The 20489-nt window shown below is 66.3% G+C and carries 23 protein-coding genes; 2 read left to right on the forward strand and 21 right to left on the reverse strand.

All coding sequences use genetic code 11. The features are described 5' to 3' along the window. Nucleotides 1-174: 174 nt before the first annotated feature. The 15 genes from EZH22_RS22520 to EZH22_RS22590 all read right to left on the reverse strand — a co-directional run bounded on the left by EZH22_RS22520 (nt 175) and on the right by EZH22_RS22590 (nt 8146). On the reverse strand, nt 175-951 hold the full coding sequence (locus tag EZH22_RS22520) for a lytic transglycosylase domain-containing protein (protein WP_203192646.1): 777 nt from the start codon (nt 949-951) through the stop codon (nt 175-177). 4 nt (nt 952-955) lie between these two features. Then, nucleotides 956-1291: a DUF736 domain-containing protein gene (locus EZH22_RS22525; protein WP_203192647.1), complete on the reverse strand. Its 336-nt coding sequence runs from the start codon at nt 1289-1291 to the stop codon at nt 956-958. A gap of 47 nt (nt 1292-1338) precedes the next feature. Beyond that, a complete protein-coding gene (locus tag EZH22_RS22530) occupies nt 1339-1884 on the reverse strand; it encodes a S26 family signal peptidase (protein ID WP_203192648.1) in 546 nt (181 codons plus the stop codon). Continuing rightward, complete coding sequence (locus EZH22_RS22535; protein ID WP_203192649.1) at nt 1881-2402, reverse strand: DUF2840 domain-containing protein; 522 nt, start codon at nt 2400-2402, stop codon at nt 1881-1883. The genes EZH22_RS22530 and EZH22_RS22535 overlap by 4 nt, the downstream gene beginning before the upstream one ends. Next, nucleotides 2399-2653, reverse strand: a complete 255-nt coding sequence (locus EZH22_RS22540) for a hypothetical protein (protein WP_203192650.1) — start codon at nt 2651-2653, stop codon at nt 2399-2401. Before EZH22_RS22540 ends, EZH22_RS22535 begins: the two co-directional genes overlap by 4 nt. Next, nucleotides 2650-3288, reverse strand: coding sequence for a ParA family partition ATPase (gene parA / locus EZH22_RS22545; protein ID WP_203192651.1), 639 nt, complete (start codon nt 3286-3288; stop codon nt 2650-2652). Before parA ends, EZH22_RS22540 begins: the two co-directional genes overlap by 4 nt. Before the next feature lie 211 nt (nt 3289-3499). Continuing rightward, nucleotides 3500-4381 carry a replication initiator protein A gene (locus EZH22_RS22550; protein WP_203192652.1) on the reverse strand — a complete coding sequence of 294 codons (882 nt, stop codon included), beginning with the start codon at nt 4379-4381 and terminating at the stop codon, nt 3500-3502. Between the two features lie 11 nt (nt 4382-4392). After that, a complete protein-coding gene (locus tag EZH22_RS22555) occupies nt 4393-4674 on the reverse strand; it encodes a helix-turn-helix transcriptional regulator (RefSeq protein ID WP_203192653.1) in 282 nt (93 codons plus the stop codon). 134 nt (nt 4675-4808) lie between these two features. Beyond that, a complete protein-coding gene (locus tag EZH22_RS22560) occupies nt 4809-5180 on the reverse strand; it encodes a DUF2285 domain-containing protein (RefSeq protein WP_231711101.1) in 372 nt (123 codons plus the stop codon). Between the two features lie 73 nt (nt 5181-5253). Beyond that, complete coding sequence (locus EZH22_RS22565; protein ID WP_203196840.1) at nt 5254-5577, reverse strand: transcriptional regulator domain-containing protein; 324 nt, start codon at nt 5575-5577, stop codon at nt 5254-5256. A gap of 120 nt (nt 5578-5697) precedes the next feature. Next, entirely contained in the window at nt 5698-5961 is a 264-nt protein-coding gene (locus EZH22_RS22570) for a DNA -binding domain-containing protein (protein WP_203192654.1), read from the reverse strand. Nucleotides 5962-6093: 132 nt separating this feature from the next. Then, entirely contained in the window at nt 6094-6327 is a 234-nt protein-coding gene (locus tag EZH22_RS22575; RefSeq protein WP_203192655.1) for a helix-turn-helix domain-containing protein, read from the reverse strand. 176 nt (nt 6328-6503) lie between these two features. Next, nucleotides 6504-6830, reverse strand: a complete 327-nt coding sequence (locus tag EZH22_RS22580) for a DUF736 domain-containing protein (protein ID WP_203192656.1) — start codon at nt 6828-6830, stop codon at nt 6504-6506. A gap of 572 nt (nt 6831-7402) precedes the next feature. Further along, nucleotides 7403-7837, reverse strand: coding sequence for a hypothetical protein (locus EZH22_RS22585; RefSeq protein ID WP_203196710.1), 435 nt, complete (start codon nt 7835-7837; stop codon nt 7403-7405). 141 nt (nt 7838-7978) lie between these two features. Continuing rightward, nucleotides 7979-8146 (reverse strand): hypothetical protein, encoded by a 168-nt coding sequence (locus tag EZH22_RS22590; RefSeq protein ID WP_203192657.1) that lies wholly within the window; start codon nt 8144-8146, stop codon nt 7979-7981. 314 nt (nt 8147-8460) lie between these two features. Here EZH22_RS22590 and EZH22_RS22595 point away from each other — a divergent pair, with 314 nt between their 5' ends. Further along, nucleotides 8461-9213: a hypothetical protein gene (locus EZH22_RS22595; RefSeq protein ID WP_203192658.1), complete on the forward strand. Its 753-nt coding sequence runs from the start codon at nt 8461-8463 to the stop codon at nt 9211-9213. Between the two features lie 7 nt (nt 9214-9220). On the opposite strand, the gene EZH22_RS22600 is transcribed toward EZH22_RS22595, so the two are convergent. From EZH22_RS22600 to EZH22_RS22610, 3 genes are all read right to left on the reverse strand, one after another. Further along, entirely contained in the window at nt 9221-10156 is a 936-nt protein-coding gene (locus EZH22_RS22600; RefSeq protein ID WP_203192659.1) for a DUF2493 domain-containing protein, read from the reverse strand. 323 nt (nt 10157-10479) lie between these two features. Further along, nucleotides 10480-11523: a DUF7146 domain-containing protein gene (locus EZH22_RS22605; protein ID WP_203192660.1), complete on the reverse strand. Its 1044-nt coding sequence runs from the start codon at nt 11521-11523 to the stop codon at nt 10480-10482. Nucleotide 11524: 1 nt separating this feature from the next. Then, nucleotides 11525-15862 carry a strawberry notch family protein gene (locus tag EZH22_RS22610; protein ID WP_203192661.1) on the reverse strand — a complete coding sequence of 1446 codons (4338 nt, stop codon included), beginning with the start codon at nt 15860-15862 and terminating at the stop codon, nt 11525-11527. Nucleotides 15863-16144: 282 nt separating this feature from the next. Between EZH22_RS22610 and EZH22_RS22615 the strand changes: the two genes are divergently transcribed. Next, entirely contained in the window at nt 16145-16501 is a 357-nt protein-coding gene (locus EZH22_RS22615) for a hypothetical protein (RefSeq protein WP_231711102.1), read from the forward strand. A gap of 144 nt (nt 16502-16645) precedes the next feature. On the opposite strand, the gene EZH22_RS22620 is transcribed toward EZH22_RS22615, so the two are convergent. From EZH22_RS22620 to EZH22_RS22630, 3 genes are all read right to left on the reverse strand, one after another. Continuing rightward, the gene (locus tag EZH22_RS22620; RefSeq protein ID WP_203192662.1) at nt 16646-18778 is read right to left on the reverse strand and encodes a ParB/RepB/Spo0J family partition protein; all 2133 of its coding nucleotides are present in this window, start codon (nt 18776-18778) and stop codon (nt 16646-16648) included. Nucleotides 18779-18860: 82 nt separating this feature from the next. Further along, nucleotides 18861-19310: a hypothetical protein gene (locus EZH22_RS22625; protein ID WP_203192663.1), complete on the reverse strand. Its 450-nt coding sequence runs from the start codon at nt 19308-19310 to the stop codon at nt 18861-18863. Beyond that, nucleotides 19310-20272, reverse strand: a complete 963-nt coding sequence (locus EZH22_RS22630) for an ArdC family protein (protein WP_203192664.1) — start codon at nt 20270-20272, stop codon at nt 19310-19312. Before EZH22_RS22630 ends, EZH22_RS22625 begins: the two co-directional genes overlap by 1 nt. Between the last annotated feature and the right edge of the window lie 217 nt (nt 20273-20489).

Here is a 20489-nt window from a genome sequence, read left to right on the forward strand (position 1 = left end):
GATCAGGCGCACCTCGCGAATTCGCTGCGCAAGCCCCTGAAAAAACACGACCGAACCGAAGCGCACATCGCGCCCCTTTATCCTGCCATCGTGCGGTCGTGTTGCCTCGCTCCCCCCTCAACGCTCTCCATGATGCGCCGGGGCACGCCAGACCGCGATCCGGTCGAGGCGCCGTCATCGCGGACCTCCAGCATCTGGTCGCACAACAAACAGGCCGGTGGACTGCGGCGTGATCGCGGAAACCTCGCGCAGCGGAGCCGCCGCCGGAGCGTCTTCAGAACGGCCCCCGGTCTGCGCCCGATCAGCAGAGGTCGTGCCGTCGGCGCGCGCGATGAACAGCGGGGCGCGCGTCCACGCCAGCGGATCGGCAGTCGCGACAGTGACGGTTCCGGCGATCTCGCTGCCGCCGATGAGAGGTGCGAGGGCCGCGACATAGGCCCGCGTTTCCGCCGGCAACGCACGACCGTCCGCAAGATATTCGTCGTAGCGACCAGGACCGGCGTTGTAGGCCGCGAGGAAGCCCGGCGAGCCGTAGCGGTCGTGCATTTCGCGCAGGTAGGCCGCGCCTGCCAAGATGTTGTCGCGCGGGTCGTAGGGATCATTGCCGAGACTATGGCGGATGCGCAGCGCCGCCCAGGTATCGGGCATGATCTGCATGAGTCCCATCGCACCCGCTCGGGAGATCGCGCGCACATCGCCGGCGCTTTCGACGCGCATGACGGCGCGAATCCAGGCCGCCGGAACGCCGAAGCGTTGCGAGGCTTCGGTGACATAGGCGGCGATCGGATCGGCAGGATCGGTTCGCTCGACCGGCGCGCTCTGAGCCAAAGTAGCGGCCGGCAATCCGGCGGCAAAAAGCAGGCCGGAAAGAAGAAGGATGGGGAGATGCCGGGCGGCTTGCGTCCGCCCAGTATCCACGAAACGCCTGCGCGTTGGGTGAAGCGTCCGCATGGCCTCAGTCCCGCTCGCCGCGCTTCGGCGGGCGGTTCCAGTGGAGGCCCCAAGCCGTCTTGTCGTCGCCGGACTGGAACAGGTTGGCGCGCACCGGCTGCGCGAAGACGGGATCATCGAGGAGCAGCGAGACATACTCGCCAGCCTTCTCGCCGGTCCGCTTCCAGCCGGCGCCGACCTCGGGGCCATCTTCGTCGCCGAGATGGACGCGGTAGTCCGGCGCGTTCTCGGCGTCTGAAGGTTCGGCCGGAAAGAGGGAAAGCGCGGCGTCGAGGGTGAGCGTCCGGACGTGGCCGGAATAGCCAGACTTCGTGCGGGTGAATTGACCGATCTGTGGCATGGGAAGGTTCCTTCTGCTGCATGTGGGGGAGAGGTTCAGCGCGCCCCTCAACGTGTTTGGGCGCGCCATTCGAAGTGGCCGCTGTCGTCTTCGTCGGTCCACACCGGCATCGCGCGGCCGATGATCGAGCTGGTGGGAATGGGACCGAAGTAGCGGCCGTCGAGGCTGTCGCGGACGGACCAGTTCATGAGGAAAATCTCGCCGTCCGCGACGCGCAGGCAGCCCTGCCAGACGGGCAGATCACGGCCGAGGCGGTCGTGCCGCAGCGCCTCTCCCATCGCGATGCCATCGACGGTGATGCGAGCGCCGGTTCGGCAGACCTGCTGCCCCGGAAGGCCGGCAACGCGCTTCATGAGCGGGACGCCGCGCGGCAGGTAGCCGCGCTCGGCCAGGAACGTGGCGAGCGGTTCGGGAGCGGCCACGGCGACCAGGTCGGTCACGTCGAGCCGGGGTGATCGATCGATAGAATAGAGCCCGATCGGCGTGCTGGCCGAGGCGTTCCAAATCAGCTTCGGCGCAATGTGGATGAACGACAGGCCGCCGATCAGCATCACGGCGAAATACGTCGTCATGACGTAACCGAAGCGGGTCATGGCTGGGCACTCCGGCGCTTCAGGAATGCCCGATGCTGCTCGAACGTGTAGGCACGAGGCTCGTGGCCTGCCGTCAGGCGGTTGTGGATGTGCCGCCAATGATCGGGCGAGACTGCTGCCGGATCGATGTTGAGCGCTTCGATGGCGTCGATGAGTTGGAGTACGTGCTCGACCTTCGGCCAGCCTTCGAGCTTGAGCAGGATGTCACCGCCCGGGCGCACGAACGGTAGCGTCTGATAGGGTTGGCGCGGCGAGACGGCGCGCACGATGTCGATGCGCGAGATGACCGTGCCGAAATCGTTGGAGGCCCAGCGGACGAACGCGAAGACGCTGCCCGGCTGGTAGGAGAGGATACGCCGGCGGCGATCCAGAATTTGCTCGTGGACGTCGTCTCCGAACCGGATCCAATATTCGATCTTCTTCTCAATCCAGGTCAGTTCGACATGGGTCAGGTGGTCGGACGCGAGCGCGGACGGCGACGGGCCGCTGCGCACGCGCGGGGCCGCGGTGCCGGTCATGATGGATCTCCTTCGGTCGGGGGAAATTCGCGCGCGAGCAGATCGCGCAGCATGTCGGCGACCGTGACGCCGCGCCGGAATGCTGCGATCTTGATGCGCCCGCGCAATTCGGAGGTGACGTCGATGGTCAATCGCGCCGAGAACACGGCGGCGTCCGGGCCGCGCGCAGGCGGCGGCCCTGACGACTTGATCCAGTGTTCAGCGTCGCCGGGCCGGGCGGCGAAGCCGCGTTTCTGAGACGGCCCGGTCATAATCCGAGCCTCCCGACCTCGGCGCACAGTGCGGCGATCTCGCGCGCGGCCGGGCTGTCGTCGTCGACCTCCGACACGAGGCGTCCGGACTGCGCCGTATCGGCGAAGGCGACGCGCTGGCCGATGGTGGATGCCAGCACCGGCGGATCGTGATCGGCGAGCGTCTCGGCTGTTTCGCGGGCGATGACGGTTCGCGCACCGCATCGGTTCAGCACGAAGCGGGCCGCGAGCTGCGGACGATAGATGCGTGCCTCACTGAGCAGTGCCAGCATCTCGGCCGAGGCCCAGCCGTCGAATGGCGATGGCTGCACCGGGATCAGGATGAGATCGGCGGCGAGCAATGCGGAACGCATCAGCCCGGCGACGCGGGGCGGCCCGTCGATGACGATGTGATCGGCGTCGCGCGCCAGCTCCGGCGCTTCGCGATGGAGCGTATCGCGCGCCAGGCCGACGACGCCGAACAGGCGCGGAAGGCGCTCGCGTGCCCTTTGTTGCGACCAGTCGAGCGCCGAGCCTTGCGGGTCGGCGTCGATCACGGTGACGCGCTGACCGCGTCTCGCCCATTCGCCGGCAAGGTGCAGCGCCAGTGTCGTCTTGCCGACGCCGCCCTTCTGATTGAGGAACGCGACGATCATGACGCGCTCCCGGCCGCTGCTCGGCAGTTATCCGCAGGCGGGCAAAACGCGGGGTGCGTTAGAAAGATTCCGAAGGAATCTAGGTTAGAGAAGTTACGGACGCCGCAAGCTTTTGATTCGATGCGTGGAATCGACGATTCCGGTCCCCGATAGCACGAGGATCGGGTCCCCGATGGCACGATAGGCGCGGTCCCTGATAGCACGAGGCAATTCACAGCTTATCCCCAGAGCGAGTGTTGGAACGGCGACGTCGCGGCATGCCGAGCGGCGCCGGATCGGTCGGGACGAAGGAAAGGCGTTCGGGGCCGCTGGCCGGCTGCTCGATGGTCAGCCGGTAACCGGGCAGCGCCTGGCGGCGGACGATGTCGCGCAGGTCGTAGGCGAAGTGCTTGAGCGGCGAGAGCGAGCCGGACTTGGCGTGGAGGTGGATGAAATCGAAGCTCCAGCCGAACTCCTGGCGGCCGCCATGCTTGCGCACGAGCCGGTAGAGCCAGCGTTCGAGCCCGCCTGTGAGATCGAAGTAGGCGCGGTCGATCGTCAGTACGAGCGCGTCGTCGAGGACCGCGGCGTAGAACCAGTCGGGTACGATCAGCTCGAGGCCAAGGGGCCGTCCTCGGCTGTCGGCTTTCTCCTTCCACTCGTTGATCCAGGAGAAGCGGTGCATCCGCCGCTCGGTGGGCTGGCGGATCGATGTGGCGATCGTGGTTGACTGTAGGCGGTCGAGCGCGGCCTTGAGGCGGTCGTAGTCGCGTAGCGACACGCCGCGGCCGATGAAGTTCAGGATCTCATACGGGGTGGTCCCCATGAGCCGGGACGGGCGCAGGCCGGCGTCGCGCGCCTCGACGATCTGGGAGGCGGCCCAGATCAGCACGTCCGCGTCCCAGATGGTCGCCATGCCATGCTCGGGGACGGCTTCAACGCGGATGACGATCGAACCTGCCTTGAAATCGATCGGCGCCAGGCGCTTCGATTTGGCGAGCGAGAAGAACGGATAGGCCATGAGGTCCTGCGCATCTCGCGGCGCGAGGTCGCCGGGCAGCGCTCGGAAGAGATCGAGCTGCTCGCGTTCGCTACTGTGATGGCGGGACGACATACCGGCACGTCTCAGCGCGCGTGGCGGCCGGATTGGACCGGCGTCGTCGGTTCATGGCGCTTGGCGGGAAGAACGGCGCCGCGGGGATCCGACGTGGATGTGACGGCGCCCCGATCGGCCCAGGCCTGCAGGTCGTCGATGGCGTAGACGACACGGCCGCCGAGCTTGCGATACGCCGGGCCAGTCCCATAGGTCCGGTGCTTTTCCAGCGTGCGGCCGGAGAGACCTAGAAATCGGGCGGCTTCAGGAGTGCGTAGAAAGCGCGGCGGCAAACCGGCGAGGTTGGCGGACATGATCGGGCCTCCGGGGCGTTCGTTGAGGCCGCTGGCGATCAGCGGCGGGCGAAGGCCACGGTGGCGAAGAGCTGCCGTCTGGGGGGATGGTGAAGATTGAGGGGGCTATTTCGCACCCCCTGCGATAGGCTCCGTCAGCGCCGTCTGCGCCGACGCAACAGGTCACGGTAGCCGCCATCGACCATGGCGAGGCCATCGCGAACGAGGCGAATGGTGGAATCGCGGAGCGCCGATGTTTTCCAGGAGTCGGAGGCAACGCGGGACACGCCGAACATCACCTCGGCGATCTCCCGGTAGGTTGCGCGGCAAGCGTGGCCGTCGAAGGCCCGCAGCATGTGACGGAGGCGCTGCCGCCGCTGAGGCGTCACGCGCAGATCGGCGGGCGGAGGCGGCGCGTGGAGCCCGCCCCAAATGCGCGAGATGGCCTCGATCCGGTCTGGTGCATCAGTGTCCAGCGGGACGACCGCGGCCAGTGGCTGGTCGGGACCAATGCCGCCGAGCAACACGACATGGACTGCGTCGGCGCCGTCGCCATGAATTGCGTGGAGTTCGTGCGCGCTGCGGCGCGTTACGTTCGGGTCAAGCGCGGGCAGTGGTGCGCCGGCGGAGCCAAGGGATGGCGACGCGATCAGCAGAACCTTTCCAAGGTCGGCCTCCGTCGTCCAGTGAACGGGTTCCTCGATGGCGCTGTGGCTTGGGTGGGCAGGGAAATTGCAACCCCCAGCGCAGGCGGAACGACGCGGTCGCCTGCTCTGGGTCATCCATCTCTTTCAATGCTTTTGCATAGTCGCGCTGGTAGTCGACATTGCGGCGCAAGCACTCCCACGCCAGGTCGGAAATGCCGAGATCGTCGAAATAGTCATAGCTGGTCGAAGCTCGCCACTGCGATGGGTCCGGCGCCATCGATTACCTCCTGGCTCACATGGTTCATGTATCCGGGCCGGATACGATTGCCGGTTGAGCTGGATTAGGGAAGACCCGGAAAAAGCGCCGCGTGATCGCTGCGGCGCATCGCGGACCCGTTCAGTGATGGCCGCGCCGAAGCAGGTCGCGGTAACCGTGTTCGGTCATCCATCGGGCGCGCAGGAGATGGCATTCATGGATGTGCCGGGCGCGCTCGGGATCATCACTGGGATCAATGCCGAACAGAATGGTAACCACTTCGCACCAGTCCGCTCCCTCGGCATCGGCATCGAGCAGGCGAACGTAGAGCTTCAAATGCTTGATGTCGTAGTCGGTCAGCGTCGCGCCTCGGGGCGGTTCGTCAAGAAAATCCGGCGCGGTCACGATGGGTCCCCCGACACATCAATGGCGACAGCCATTCGATTCCGAGTCGATTTTATCGAAGTTTTGAATTGTCGTAAGCTGCGCGAGAAGACATCGCGTGATGCAGCGTAGACATCGCTGCGGGTCGTGCAATCAATCTTCGTCGGCGCTCTGCCGCTCGGTCCGTTCGAAAAACGCGACCGGATCGATGTCCAGCACGATGGCCAGCTTTTCCAGCATATCGATCGTCGCGGCGTGCTGTTCCCGCTCAAGCATGCCGACATAGTTGCGATTGATCTCGGCACGATCAGCAAGTTCCTCCTGCGACAAGCCCTTGGCGTGTCTCAGTCGACGCAAATTTCTGGCGACAATCTCCCGCAATCTCATGCGGAGAGGTCGCCGTTTCCCCTAATATACTTCCACCTAGTAAACTAGTGATTCGTACATGAGAAAAGGGGCGGAGTCATTTTTCCGGGATGATCGGGAGCTTCCGCTGGCTCGCGGACTGGATTCCCACAGGCGCGATGCCCCGCCCGGCGATCCGGGCGGGGCATCGGTGGTGGCTAGTCGCCATTGCGGCGGCTGGGCCGGGACCAGATGAGGCTGTAGCCGTCGCCGTCCTCGTCATCGAAAAGGTTGGCGTAGATCGGGGCGGTGAAGCTCGGGTCGTCCAGCTTTAGGCCGAGATATTCGCGGCCCTCGCTGGAGCGCTTGGACCAGGCGGCGCCGATCTCGGCTCGGCCGACGAAGACGCGGTGGCTGGGAGCGTTCTCGCCGGTGGAGCGGGCATCGGGGACGATGCGGACGTTCTTGGTCTGGACGCTGAGGGTGACAATTTCGCCGGTGAACTCGTTCGAGCCGGTCTTCTTGAAGGTGCCGATGGTCGCCATGGGAAGTCTCCTTGATCACTGTCTTTCGAGCCCGCACCATTGCGGCCTCGATGGTGATCGACCGGCCGGAGGCGATCGACGGCGCACCCGCAGGGCTTCAGACAGCAAAGGAGGGACTTTCTTGTCCCGCGAGGAATGACGGCGCAGCCGGCAGGGGAAGAAAGTTTTGACGGCGCTGTTGCGCCATAGGCGATCGAGGCGAAGCCGCCCTTCGGCCAGATACACCCATCGAAGAGGCCGTTTTGGAGCGCTCGGCCGGACAGAACCGATCAATGGAGACGATAACGACCCCCTCGGTGACTGATAAAGATTCGGCTCTGTCACCGGTGCTTCTTGTCTCCCGATCCAGACCGCAACGGCCGCCCGGGTTCTCGCACCACATGACTGAGCAGCTCCCGCACCATCATCGTGGCCGGGTCATCGGTCCGGTGGTCAGGATTGCTCAACGGGCCGCCGCCTTCCGGCCCGGATCTGATGGCCCATCGCCACCCTGATCCTCGTCTGCTCCGATGGCGATGCTGAGGAAGGCTTCGATACGGCCTGTGGTTCGCCGCGACATTGCCCTGCGGACGTCAGCCCCTAGCGAGGTTCCGCCCGGATCGAGCGGGCTCGGCACCAGCGATCCGAATCCAGGCCGTCGCGCCGATGGCGATGGCACCGACCACGGAGAAGATGAACTGCCAGGTCTCCGAAGGCATGGCGTGCTTCGCGATACCGTGAACGGCATGATAGCCAGCGACGGCCGCCGGTGCCGCGAAGACAAGTCCGATGGTCAGCCGGAGCCAGACCGGACGCGCGAAGGCGAAGAGGAACTGGCCGACGCCGAGCATCAGCCCGGCAGCGAGAAGTCCGACGACGATGCCGCCGGGCCAGCCCGCGCCAGTGCCATAGGCCCACGTGCCAACGGTGATGCCCGCGAACAAGGGCAGCGCGTAGATAGCGAGGGTGAAGAGCAGCCAGCAGACGACGCCGATTGCCGTGATGCTCAAGAGAATGCCGAGTACCATGGTGGTGTGCTCCGTGAGATGAAGGTCTACGGTCGCGCCTTCCACCACCACCACGGCGCAAATATCAGTATAGCCGAAGTTGAGTGATGGCGGCAGCGGAAATCCGTCCGGATTTCCGCTCGGCCGAGCGGACCGTCGCCCTCAAGGGGCGAATGGATCGACTTCGCGGATGATCGCCGAGGCGTCTCCGTCGTATTCGGAGGCAGGCATGACACTCATCGTGCCGTCGCCGGCTTTGAAGATCACGATCGCGACCATGAGCGTGGTGGCGAGGCTGAAGGCGAAGGCGTGAGCATCGTTGAGGGACATCGATCCGGCTCCTGTTCTGGAGGCGGGGGACCATCCCCCGCGCGACAGGCGCCCGATGTGTCCGGCCAAGGGCCGCAATCACCGCAGGGGCGAAGCCTCAAGGCCGCACGCTCGCGTAGCGGACCCTTTACGGGTTGATGGCGCCAGGCCCTCGGCCGGACCAAGGATCAGCGCCAGGAAGCGGGGGTGGTGCGTCGCTTCGCGGAGATGATAGAGGAGTGATCTCTCAACGAGCTCTGCCGCTCAGGACTCACGCCCGAATTGTGATCCGCCTCGTGCAGCCGGGGCAGATGACATGAGGATGGCGGCGGAGAGTGACTGACGGATTCTACATACCAGACGGCAATGAGGCACTGCGGGACGATATCCCGGCGGTCGTGGAACTGATCGAGCGAACCGCGCGGTGGGTCAATCCGGAGACATTTCGGCGCTTACCGGTGTGGGCGCCGCACACCGCTCGCGGACGACCGCTCTACGATGCGGGATGGACCCGCCGCTATACCAACACCCGAAAGGCGACAGGGGTCACCGCTGAGAAGTTCGAAGGCAACGTCGCCGCGCTGCAGGCGCTGGTGGCCGCCCTCGACGTGGCGTCGCCCAAGCCCAAGAATTGGACCGTCTGCCATATCTGGGGATACGACGATCCGTCGTTCGCGCAGCAGAGCAGCGTCGTGCAGGATCCGCGATACTTCTCGTGCGTCGCCAACATGGTGTGGTTGCCCACGCCGCTGAAAGGCTTCACCGACACGCTCCCCGAAATCAAGGCCATGCTCAGGGTGTGCGCCTTCCATCTCTACGGATGGGCTTGTGAGCATCCCTCGGTCACAGAGCAGGCCGCCAAAGTGACGTCTGGATGGATCCCTGATGGGTATCCGAAGAGTTGGCCGACTCCTGATCGCCCCGGCGTGCTACCGCCAGGCGCCGCGCCGTTCAGCGAGCGGATCGCGCGCGAGATCGCCAAGCGCAAACGGAAGATCAAGATCGATATCGAGAACGCGGCGTTCCTGCACTATCCGAAAGAAGAGGTTCTCGGCGTGCTGAAATTCTGGGGCATCGAGCTGGGCTAGGCGGCGCTCACGCGCCGCCACTGCCGAATTTCCAGACCGGGATGCCGAACTTACGCGCCTTGTCGGCGAGATTGTCCTGGATGCCGGTGCCGGGGAACACCATCACGCCGATCGGTAGGACGGCGAGCATCTGATCGTTGCGTTTGAACGGCGCGGCCTTGGCGTGCTTCGTCCAGTCGGGCTTGAATGCAATCTGCGGAACCTTGCGGTGGTCGGCCCAGCGAGCGGCGATGCGTTCGGCGCCCTTCGGCGATCCACCGTGCATCAGCACCATGTCGGGATGCTTGGTGTGGACCTGATCGAGCTTGGCCCAGATCAGCCGGTGATCGTTGAAGTCGAGCCCGCCGGTAACCGCGATCTTCGGACCCGCCGGGATCATCACCTCGCTCTCGGCCCGGCGCTTGGCGGCGAGGAAATCGCGGCTGTCGATCATCGCTGAGGTCATGGCGCGGTGATTGACCATCGATCCGCTGCGTGGCCGCCAGGATGATCCGGTGTGGCGCTCGAAGTGTTCTGCGGCCTGATCGCGCATCAGCTCGAAGGCGTTGCGGCGCTCGATCATGGTCTGTCCTTCGGCGGTGAGACGTTCGAGTTCTACCGACTTCACCTCCGAGCCGTCCTGTTCGCGCTGGCCGCGGCGCTGCGCCTGCTCATTGTCATCGAGTTCGCGTCCGATCCGGTCGGTGGCGCGATGGAAAAGGTTGACGGTCGACCAGAGGAGGTCATCGAGGTCGGGTTCGAGGCGGGTGTCCTCGAGGGTGGCGATCAGGGCGTCGAAGATGTCGGCGATGGCCCCGGCGACCGCATCGCCTTCGGGAAGTGGCCTCGGATCGGGTTCGTCCTGAAAGGGACGAAAGCCGTAGAGTTGGAGTTCGGTCAGGACGTGGTCGGTTGGGGATGAGGCGTGGTGCGGTTCGAAGCCGTCGTCGTGCTCGCTCGCCATGGGATGCTCCTTCGTCGGTTTGACCGCGACCCTCGCGGCCTTCTGGCGACGAAAGCCGTCGGGCGGCCCGGACCTGCACCCGGAGCGTCAGCGCAGGGCCAAGCATCGCGCCGGATGGCGAAGGCCGGCTATTTTGTTTCGCGATGGAAAGCGCTCCTCTGGAGCGCGCCGGAAAATAGCCGGGCGCAGCCATTGCCGGTCCGGGCCGCTTGACGGCCGATCGCCCTCTCGAAGGCCGGGTCGTGGTCCTCTCCGGCGCAACGGGATTCAGCCTCGTGCGAAACCGGCGACGGCCGCCGCTGCTCCGCGCTTGCCCCTTCCGGCTATGCCGCCAAGGTGAGAAAACGGGCGACGTCCTCTGGGGCGAGCTGCTGACGGGTCGCTGCCCGCAGCGCGCCGATGCCGAGGGTGCGGAGATCCTCGTTGAAGTCCCCAAGCGTCGGCGACAGCACAATCGCCTCGATGCCGGCCGTCTGCGCCCGTTCGACCAGGCTATCGCGCGCGCCGTCACCGGCCGGATCGTCGTCGCGGGCGATGTAGAGTCGGCGAAGGGTCGCCGGGAACAGGATGGCGGAAAGGTGTGCGGCCGAGAGCGCAGCCGCCATTGGCAGGCCCGGTAGGGCCATGCGGAGTGACAGGATCGTCTCGATGCCTTCGCCGGCCGCAATCACATCGTGCGCCGTGCCGAACCGGACCGCATGGCCGAGGAGATCGCCCATTGCCCGCCGCGGTGTGTCGATTGGCGCCTTGCCGCTCCCTTCGGGGCTGAGCCAAGTGCGATGTACGCCCGTGATCCGGCCGTCGAGATCGGTGACGGACGCGATCATCGCCGGCCAGGTCTCGGTCGGCGAATGTTCATCCGGCCGGTAGTAGCAGCGCGGATGGAAGCGGAGTGATCCGGTTCCGTGCAAAGCCGTGATGCCGCGTTTCCGTAGATACGACTTTACGACTGTGCCCGTAATCGGCTGCGACATCGCGAAGAGCCGTCGTGCGGCCTCCGGCGATCCGGCGGGCGCCGATGCCGGGCGTCGTTGGTGGTCCGGGTCTGGCTCCGGATGCGGCAGGCTCAGGAAGGTCCGGGCCTCATCGGCGACGTCCTTGAAGTCGATCAGCCCGCAGCTCTCGCGGATGACATCGAGGAGATCGCCGTGTTCGCCTGTGGCGGCGTCGGTCCATTTGCCCGCCGCACCCCTGCCAGAATCGGCCCCCTTCAGGCGGACGAACATCGAGCGGCCGGGCGTGTTGCGGACGTCGCCGACCAGCCAGTAGCGGCCCTCGCGATATCCGGCAGAGAGATAGTGCCGGCACACGGCCTCGGCCTGTCGTCCGAGACGCTGTGCCAGTTCGGATGCGTCATGCCGGGCCATGTTACGCAACCTCCCGCTCGGCGATCCGCTGGACGGGATAGCGCTCCATGACCTTCGAAAGCACGGCCGAACCACTCGCGTCCGTTGGCACGAACATGCGGAGCTTCCAGGAGATGATCTCATGGAAGAGGCCGTAAGCGCTAAGGCGCTCGCGCATCGTATCAGTGAAGCCGGAGAGTTCGATGCGGTTGGTGCCCATGACGCGGACGCGGCGGAGTTGGAGGCCCTCGGCGAGGTCGAGGATGGTCTTGCCGTCGATCAGGGCCGCGAAGGCGTCATCCGGTGCCAGAGTGCCGGCTCCCATTGCCAGCGCGCCAGCGACCCAGGTGGGCGACACCTTGCGGCCGATGATGCGCTCACCGTCGTTGGTCTGGAGCCGGTAGACCCGTGGCGACTCGTTTGGCAGGCGCTTCCAGATCGGCAGCAACAGGCCCGAGACGACATGGATGGTGCTCTCGGAGAACGCCGGTACGTCGGCGACCTCGACAGTCCACGCTGATGCGAAGGCCGCGCGCTCGGCTTCGACCCAGTGGCTTTCCGCCATCATGGTCAGCGAGGCGTGATGCTGCTCCATCGGCCGAATCAGCCGGACGCGGCGCTCGATCTCGCCGTCATCCAACATCAGCGAAGACGCCGGCACCTGAACGGCGGCGCGGCCGGAGCGGTCGTTGACCAGCAGCATCGCCCGACGATCGGATAGCAGTTCCATCGCCTCGTCGAGCGTGACCGGCCGGTTGCGAACCCGCTGCGTGATCGTCAGCAGACGGGTTTCCGCACCCGTCCCCGGATGAACGTGGATCGTGTTCCGGTCGGTGACGGCGAAGCTCTCCGCCCTCAGCGTTTCCAGTCCGACGTCGTAGGTGCCGCTGGCGATGGCACCCTCGATCTTGGCGTTGAGGAGCTGCTCGAACGCCGTGAAGAGGATGCCTTGGAGTTCGATCGTCAGGGCGAGCATGCGGTTGAGGAACGTCGTGATCGGCGGCAGCTCGTCCTTGATCCCGTTCGAGTCCATCAGCAAAAGGCCTGTCGCGTCCTCGAACATCTGGAGCGAGCAGCCCTCGACCTTGCCGCGCACCAGCAGCAGGTAGAGCTGCCGCAGCGCATCGCGCGCATAATGGCTTTCCAAATTGTCCTCGGGGCGGAACAGGCCCTGACCGCCGGTCTGGCGCTGGCCCCTCGTGATCGCGCCCAAAGTGTCGAGACGCCGGGCGATGGTGGAGAGGAAGCGCTTCTCGGCCTTCACGTCGGTCGCGATCGGGCGGAAGAGCGGGGGCTGCGCCTGGTTGGTGCGATTGGTCCGGCCGAGACCCTGAATGGCCGCGTCGGCCTTCCAACCCGGCTCCAACAGATAGTGGACGCGCAGCCGACGGTTTCGGGCGGACATTTCGGCGTGGTAGCTGCGGCCGGTCCCGCCCGCGTCGGAGAAGACGAGGATTCGCTTCACGTCGTCCATGAAGGCGGCGGTTTCGGCAAGATTGGCCGATCCCGCGCGACTCTCGACGACGAGCCGGTCGCCTTTGCGCACGATACGACGCGAACGGCCGGTGACCTCGGCGACGATGTCCGTGCCGAAGCGCTGGACGATCTGGTCGAGTGCGCCCGGAACCGGCGCCAGCGATGCGAGATGCTCAATCAAGCGGTCGCGGCGAGCGACGGCTTCGCGGCTCTCGACGGGCTGGCCGTCGCGATAGACCGGGCGTGACGACAGATTGCCTTCAGAATCCGTGAACGGCTCGAAGAGCTGCACCGGGAAGGAATGGGCGAGATAGTCGAGCACATATTCCCGCGGAGTGATGTCGACGCGCACGTCGTTCCACTCGTCGGTCGGAATCTCCGCCAGACGGCGCTCCATCAGCGCTTCGCCCGTCGAAACGATCTGGATGACGGCGGCATGGCCCTCCGCCAGATCGCGCTCGATGGAGCTGATCAGGGTCGGCGTCTTCATGCTGGTGAGGAGATGACCGAAGAAACGCTGCTTGGCGGATTCGAACGCCGATCGAGCGGCGGATTTGGCCTGCGCATTGAGCGTGCCCTTGTCGCCCGTGATGTTGGCGGCCTCCATCGCCGCCGACAGGTTGTTGTGGATGATGGAGAACGCCCCGGCATAGGCGTCATAGATGCGCGTCTGCTCGGGCGTGAGCTGGTGCTCGACGAGCTCGTATTCGACGCCGTCGTAGGAGAGCGAGCGGGCGGTATACAGCCCCAGCGCCCGCAGGTCGCGCGCGAGCACTTCCATGGCCGCCACGCCGCCGGCCTCGATCGCCTCCACGAACTCGGACCTGGTCGAGAACGGAAAGTCCTCGCCGCCCCAGAGGCCGAGGCGCTGCGCATAGGCTAGATTGTGGACCGTGGTCGCGCCGGTGGCGGAGACGTAGACCACGCGCGCGTTCGGCAGCGCATGCTGAAGGCGTAAGCCTGCACGTCCTTGCTGCGATGCGGCCTGGTCACCGCGTTCACCCTTGCCGCCCGCGGCATTCTGCATGGCGTGGCTCTCGTCGAAAATGATCACTCCATCGAAGTCGGAGCCCAACCATTCGACGATCTGACGGACGCGCGAAACCTTCTCGCCACGCTCGTCGGAGCGTAGCGTGGCATAGGTGGTGAATAGGACGCCTTCCGGTAGCCGGATCGGCGTGCCCTGGCGGAAGCGCGAGAGCGGCGTCACCAGCAGCCGCTCCATGCCGAGCGCGGACCAGTCGCGCTGCGCGTCCTCGATCAGCTTGTCGGACTTGGAGATCCAGACGGCGTTGCGGCGGCCCTGCATCCAGTTGTCGAGAATGATGCCGGCGCTCTGACGGCCCTTGCCGGCGCCAGTGCCGTCACCGAGCATGAAGCCGCGCCGGAAGCGGACCGCATTCGGGGCATCCTCGCGCGCGGCCGAGACGACGTCGAAGGTGTCGTCCACCGTCCACGATCCGGCGAGATAATCGCCGTGGGCCTCGCCGGCATAGATCACCGTCTCGAGCTGGGCGTCGGACAGCAGGCCATCGGCGAGAAGCGGCGCCGGCAAGCGTGGCCGGTAGCTCGGCTTGGGCGGCGCGACCGAGGCCATCGCAGCGGACTGAACCAGCTTCGTCGGATGGGCCTGAGAGCCGGGAATACGGATCGACTGCAATCCGTATTCCTCATAAATCGCATCCGTGAGCCGGGAACCTTCGGCCGGCTGCCAGTCGAGGGTCTCATAGGCGAGATCGAAGCCCTCGGGTTCACTCAGAACGGTGGCCGCGGTCGCCGACGAGCATGGTCGAGCGAGGTAGCCGCGCACGGTGCGGGGAACTGCGGGACGCAGCGTGGCCTGGGCCGTCGTGGATGCGGGGACCGGCAACCGCGCTGGCATATCGCGGATCACCCAGCCGAGCAGCGTGGCGGCGTCCGGTGCGCTGCCGGCCGAGGGGGCGACGACCGTGGGATCGTCGGCCGGCCGCTTGTCGATGACAGTCAGCCGGGTGTCGATCGTCGTGCCATGCTTGGCGTAGACCGAGCCATCGACGGCGGCCGAGAACACGACGCGGCCATGCTCCTGAAGCCGAACGAAGGCTGCTGCCCAAGCCGGCGCGTCGGGCGCGAAGCTGGCGCCCGTGATCGCGACCAGTCGGCCACCGTCGCAAAGACGCGCGAGCGCGGAGGCGATGTGGCGGTATGTGGCGTCGGCCATCCGGCCGGAGACGTTCGCCATAGCCGAGAACGGCGGGTTCATCAGCACCACGCTCGGCGCGAGGCCGGCGTCGAGATAATCATGGATCTGCGCGGCGTCGAACCGGGTGACCGATGCCGAGGGGAAGAGGCAGTCGAGCAGTCCCGCGCGGGAAGCGGCGAGTTCGTTCAGCATGAGCGATCCGCCGGCCAATTCGGCGAGGACGGCGAGCAGACCCGTGCCAGCGGACGGCTCCAGAACGCGATCGGTCGCGGTGACCGCCGCGGCGGTGGCGGCCGCCAGACCCAGCGGAATCGGGGTGGAGAACTGCTGAAGGGCTTCGCTCTCCGCCGAGCGGCGGGTATGGGTCGGCAGAAGCTCCGCGATCTTCGCCAGCATCGGCAGCATGGCGGCCGGCGATGTGGCCTTGGCGCGGATTGCCGGGCCGAACTTGCGCAGGAACAGGACCGTCGCCGCCTCGCAAGCGTCATAGGCGGTTTTCCAATCCCAGGCGCCGGATGCGTCGGAGGCGCCGAAGGCGGCGTCCATCGCGCCGCGCAGCGTGGCGGCGTCGATCCGCGCGCCGCGTGCGAGATGGGGCAGGAGGAAACGCGCCGCTTGGGCGATACGCGGCGATGGGTCGGCCGCGGGCGCGAGTGGAAGGGCTGGAGCCAGGGCGGCCCCTGATCCGGGAAGATGCGTCATGGAGGGTCCTTTAGGAGAGCGGGAAAGGTCCGAGCCGCCCGGCGCTCTCTCTCGACCGCACCGGCTCAAACCCGTCCCGGCCGTCCTCTCCCTCTGATTCCAAAGGCTTGACGCGCAGCGCCGCCGCACAAACCGCTCGTTACGGCGCGACCAAGATGCGGGCGGGGTTTCGATCGCCGGGCGGCGTGGCTACACTCCGTCGACAATCTCAAGACGCGTATCCCGTCGGCCTCCGAGGCCTGTCCGCGTCTTCGGTGCAACGCGGTCAGATGGAGGCAAAGGATGAAAGCAAGCGCAGTCGGGCTCGTCGCCGTGGTCGCCTTGGCGGTGGGATTCGGCGCGGGGTTCGGCCTGCGGCCGGTCCTCATGCCCACGACCTCGGCGGCTGCGGTCGCGGGTGTCGCACAGCCGACCGAGCAGGAAGCGACGGACGCCGTCCGGCGTCATAAGCTCTTCACGGGTACGTCGCTGGCCAACGCGACGCTGAAGCTCGGCGATTGCTCTCCGGGCGGTGTCGGCCCCGGCGTCACGTGCATGACACAGCTTACGATGGACCCGACGCGGGCCAATGCTGCCCCTCAGAACCGCCCGATCGGATTCGCGCGCGTCAACGGCCAATGGGAAGTGGCTGTCTGGTAGAGGGACGGCATGCCGCCGGTCGGTAGGGCGACAGCGCCAAACGCCAACAAAGAAAAAGCCCGGCTGATCCCTGTGACGCAGGGGGCCGGGCTCTTGCTTATCGGTATCTGGGACCCGGCGGCGATTGCCGCCGGGTAGTGTCGCTCATTCCGCGGCGACCAGGTGCGCCGGGTCGTCCTCGCTGTCTGCCGAGACCTCGTCATCGCCCGCGAGGAAATCCGGCAGCGTCTCGGTCTCCCCATCGGCCTCGACCGACCCGGTGGCCGGTTCAACCTCGGTGAGGCGCAGCGGCTCGGGCAGCCAGCCGCTGTCGGCCAGCAACCGTTCGGCTTCCTTGGCCATGTCGCCCTTCTTCAGATGGTCGATGAGCTGCGCGGCCCGCTCGCCAACCCCTTCGCGCACGGCTTCGAGGATGCGCGGCTTGGTCACGCGGCCGAGATAGCTATCGACGGTAGGCGTCCAGCCGACCTCCACCATGTCGAGCCGAACCGCGCGGGCCAGCCGATCGGCCTGACCGAGCCGGCGTTCGAGGCTGTGCTGCGAGACGCCGGAGCCGCCATAGCGGTCGACCTTCTCGAACAGCGCGTTGACGCCGTAGCTGACGCAATGGGCGAGCAACGCCAGACGGCTGGCCTCGTCCAGTCCATCGAGCCAGTCCCACAGCGCCTGATCCTCCTGTGGGATGTCGGTCTTCCAGGCCTCCTGCCGCGCGTTGACCGCCTTGGCGGACGCGCTGTCCTTCAGGTCGGCGGCCTGCACGGGGAAGAAGACGTGCCGGACGCTGGCTTCCAGGCACCCGCCGGTGGTCGAGCTGCGCTGGAAGGTGTCGGTGACGAGCTTGTGCAGCAGCGCCGTCAGGGCGACATGGGGATTGTTCGCCAACGCGTCGCGCAGTGCCAAAGTGCGATGCGCGGTCAGCTCCATCACGAGCCGTTCGGGCAAGGGCTTGATCGTCTCCTCCTCGTCATCCTCCGCCTCGGCCGACTGGCCGCCAATGGTGATGACGGCCCGCTGCATCGACGGTGCCACCGGATCGGAGCCCTCAGCGCCCTGGATGGCGTCATCGCCGTCGGTCTCGATGGTCACCTGCGCATCGTCCTCCGGGCGCACGTAACCGCGATCGATCGAGAGCGAGCCATCGGTGTCGATGCTGATGAAGACGCCGGCGCGGGCGAGGTCGGCCGGATCATAGATGGCGGGCCGCTGGTCGAAGGCGTTCAGCGCCGTCTCGATCTCGCCAAGCCGCTCGTCCACATCGTCAGGAAGCTCGTCGGCGCCTTCATATTCCGCCTCCAGCTTGGCGTATTCGGCGTTGAGGGCCTCGATTGTCGCGCGCTCGTCGTCGGTCAGATCAACCGGCGTGCCGGTGAGCTCGCGCAGTCCGCGCGCGACATCGTAGGGATGGCTGACATCGACTTCGATCCATTTCCAGCCTTCGCCCGCGATCTCGTCGGCGATGATCTTCAGCTTCTCCGAAACGAGGCGATCGAGCAGCGCCGAGTCCTGCAGCCATCCGCCATCGTCGGCCTGGAACAGATCGCGCATGATGCTGCCGCCGGCGGCCTCATAGCCGTCGAGCCCGACGAAGACCGCCCGCTTGTCGGAGGCGCGGACGGTGCTTTCAGTCAGCATCCGGCGGATCTGATACGGCTCCTTGGACCAGGAGTTGCAGATCGACTCCCAGACCTGGACCTGACGCGCCTCGTCGGCCGAGACGGCGAAGGCCATGAGCTGCTCCAGCGTCATGCCGTCCTCGGCATAGACATCGAGGAGCGACGGCGCGACCGCGGCCAGGCGCAAGCGCTGCTTCACGACGTTGACGGGGATGAAGAAGGCCGCCGCGATGTCCTCCTCGGACTGGCCCTTCAGGCGCATATCCTGAAACGCACGGAACTGGTCGAGGGGATGCAGCGGCGCGCGCTCGATATTCTCGGCGAGCGAATCCTCCTCGGCGAGGATGGCGGTCGATGGATCGCGCACCACGCAGGGCACCGGGGCGGTCTTGCCCAGGCGCTTCTGCTTCACCAGAAGTTGCAGCGCCCGGAACCGGCGGCCGCCGGCTGGAACCTCGAACATACCGGTCTCCTGGCCCTCGGCGTCGAGGACGGGGCGGACGTTGAGGCTCTGGATGAGGCCGCGGCGGGCGATCGAGGCCGCAAGTTCATCGATCGAGACGCCAGCCTTCACGCGCCGGACGTTCGACTGGCTCAGCACCAGCTTGTTGAAGGGAATGTCGCGCGAGGACGACAGGGTGATCTTCTGAACGGCAGTAGCCATGGGGATTTACTCCGCGACGGGCGGCCGAAAGCCTCTCTCTCGGCCTCCAACCCGTCACGAAAATCCCTCGGCCCTCTTCCTCTCAGGGGCTCGATGACGAGCGTTCGCCGAGCCCGGAACCGTCGGGAGACGCGGCGCGGACGTCGCTCAAGAGTTCCTCTGTCGCCGTGAGCGCCTGTTGCGGCGACAAGAGCGCCGGCTCGTGCGCCGCGAGATCGCGAATGCGATGGCGGCAATAGTACGGCGAGAGGATCGCGACGAGTAGTGGCAGGTCTGGGGAGCTCGGATGGAAGCCGAACCGTGCGGCGGCATCCAATGCCTTGGTCAGATCGTGGCGGATTTCGAGCCGGCACCGTTCATCGCTCCAACCTCGGAATTGCAGGAAGGATTTGAGCGACAGTTCGATCGCACAGGCGATGTGGTGCAGCAGGATTTCACGGGCGTGGCGGTCATCCCGGGATAGGAGCTGGGCGCCGGCCAGAAATCCGGCGGCGTTCTCGAGCAGATGCTTGCCGCGGAAGTGCGTTGTCATCAGGCCGCCTCCCGCTCATCGGTGTGGGCGGACGCCGGCACGAGCCGTTCGTCCTCGGGCAGAAAGCCGAGAATGTAGTCCGCCGCTTTGCTTGCTTGAGAGGCGGCGCGCACGATGGCGCGGTTGTCTTCGCGCAGCACCTCCAACCAGGCGGCAATGTAATCGGCATGGCGCACGGTCGGCACGATCCAGAGCGAGGCGCAGCAAAAGGCGGCGTTCATCTCGGCAATCAATTCCTCGAAGGCATATTTCTTCGAGCCGAAGGAGCCCGAGAGATCACGGCTCAGCCGGTGCGGCGCGCCGCTGGCATGCCCGAGCTCATGCAGGGCGGTCCTGTGCCAGTTGATCGGCTCGAAATAGGCCTGCGGCGGCGGCACCTGCACATAGTCAAGAGCCGGCATGTAGAAGGCCCGATTGCCGCCGATCCGGAAGTCGATGCCGGTGGCCTCGATCAGCGCTTCGACCCTCGGTTCGATCAGACCAGGCGGTGGAGGCGGCGCGATGACGGCGACCTCTTCGGGCAGCCCGTCACACTGCGCGGCGTTGAACACCGTGAAGCGCTTAAGGAAGGGGATGGCCTGGGCTTCCTCGCCGGTTTCGCGGGCTCGCTTCTTCTCCTCGTCGGGAATGAAGCGGTCGGCATAGACGACCGTGGTGCCGCGCTCGCCCTTGCGGACGTTGCCGCCAAGGCTGAGGGCCTGCCTGAAGGTGAGCCAGCTCTGGCCGGGGAAGCCGTGCTCGATCACGGCGCCCCAGAGGATCAGCACATTGATGCCGGAATAGCCTCGGCCAGTGGCCGCGTTCCTCGGCATCGCGAGCGGCGCCTTCGCCGACGCAGTGCCCCAAGGCTGGACCCAGGGCACACGGCCGGCCTCCAGCTCGGCGATGATCTTGCCAGTGATTTCGTCATAGAGGTTCGCCCGGTCGGAGCCGGAACGAGCGCTGCGGTCATGTCTGGACATCGCGGATCTCCGCGACGGGCGCCGGGAGCCTCTCTCCCGACCCTCAACCCGTCACGGCAATCCGGTCCGCACTCTCCCTCTAAGGGGGCGTTGCGGGGTCCCCCCGCAGAAGGGGGTGCGCCGGCGACCATGGCGCCGGCCAGGGGGAAGGCTTTCCCCACCAAAGGGTTGGCTGGACGAAAAGGCGGGCTGCCGCTCTCACGAAAATCGGGATTTC

It is taken from the genome of Xanthobacter dioxanivorans (assembly GCF_016807805.1).
Taxonomy (GTDB): domain Bacteria; phylum Pseudomonadota; class Alphaproteobacteria; order Rhizobiales; family Xanthobacteraceae; genus Xanthobacter; species Xanthobacter dioxanivorans.

Excerpts from the sequence above, each read along its gene's own strand:
- EZH22_RS22520 (WP_203192646.1), bottom strand. The coding sequence starts at position 951 with ATGCGGACGCTTCACCCAACGCGCAGGCGTTTCGTGGATACTGGGCGG.
- EZH22_RS22525 (WP_203192647.1), bottom strand. The coding sequence starts at position 1,291 with ATGCCACAGATCGGTCAATTCACCCGCACGAAGTCTGGCTATTCCGGC.
- EZH22_RS22530 (WP_203192648.1), bottom strand. The coding sequence starts at position 1,884 with ATGACCCGCTTCGGTTACGTCATGACGACGTATTTCGCCGTGATGCTG.
- EZH22_RS22535 (WP_203192649.1), bottom strand. The coding sequence starts at position 2,402 with ATGACCGGCACCGCGGCCCCGCGCGTGCGCAGCGGCCCGTCGCCGTCC.
- EZH22_RS22540 (WP_203192650.1), bottom strand. The coding sequence starts at position 2,653 with ATGACCGGGCCGTCTCAGAAACGCGGCTTCGCCGCCCGGCCCGGCGAC.
- parA (WP_203192651.1), bottom strand. The coding sequence starts at position 3,288 with ATGATCGTCGCGTTCCTCAATCAGAAGGGCGGCGTCGGCAAGACGACA.
- EZH22_RS22550 (WP_203192652.1), bottom strand. The coding sequence starts at position 4,381 with ATGTCGTCCCGCCATCACAGTAGCGAACGCGAGCAGCTCGATCTCTTC.
- EZH22_RS22555 (WP_203192653.1), bottom strand. The coding sequence starts at position 4,674 with ATGTCCGCCAACCTCGCCGGTTTGCCGCCGCGCTTTCTACGCACTCCT.
- EZH22_RS22565 (WP_203196840.1), bottom strand. The coding sequence starts at position 5,577 with ATGGCGCCGGACCCATCGCAGTGGCGAGCTTCGACCAGCTATGACTAT.
- EZH22_RS22575 (WP_203192655.1), bottom strand. The coding sequence starts at position 6,327 with ATGAGATTGCGGGAGATTGTCGCCAGAAATTTGCGTCGACTGAGACAC.
- EZH22_RS22580 (WP_203192656.1), bottom strand. The coding sequence starts at position 6,830 with ATGGCGACCATCGGCACCTTCAAGAAGACCGGCTCGAACGAGTTCACC.
- EZH22_RS22585 (WP_203196710.1), bottom strand. The coding sequence starts at position 7,837 with ATGGTACTCGGCATTCTCTTGAGCATCACGGCAATCGGCGTCGTCTGC.
- EZH22_RS22590 (WP_203192657.1), bottom strand. The coding sequence starts at position 8,146 with ATGTCCCTCAACGATGCTCACGCCTTCGCCTTCAGCCTCGCCACCACG.
- EZH22_RS22600 (WP_203192659.1), bottom strand. The coding sequence starts at position 10,156 with ATGGCGAGCGAGCACGACGACGGCTTCGAACCGCACCACGCCTCATCC.
- EZH22_RS22605 (WP_203192660.1), bottom strand. The coding sequence starts at position 11,523 with ATGGCCCGGCATGACGCATCCGAACTGGCACAGCGTCTCGGACGACAG.
- EZH22_RS22610 (WP_203192661.1), bottom strand. The coding sequence starts at position 15,862 with ATGACGCATCTTCCCGGATCAGGGGCCGCCCTGGCTCCAGCCCTTCCA.
- EZH22_RS22615 (WP_231711102.1), top strand. The coding sequence starts at position 16,145 with ATGAAAGCAAGCGCAGTCGGGCTCGTCGCCGTGGTCGCCTTGGCGGTG.
- EZH22_RS22620 (WP_203192662.1), bottom strand. The coding sequence starts at position 18,778 with ATGGCTACTGCCGTTCAGAAGATCACCCTGTCGTCCTCGCGCGACATT.
- EZH22_RS22625 (WP_203192663.1), bottom strand. The coding sequence starts at position 19,310 with ATGACAACGCACTTCCGCGGCAAGCATCTGCTCGAGAACGCCGCCGGA.
- EZH22_RS22630 (WP_203192664.1), bottom strand. The coding sequence starts at position 20,272 with ATGTCCAGACATGACCGCAGCGCTCGTTCCGGCTCCGACCGGGCGAAC.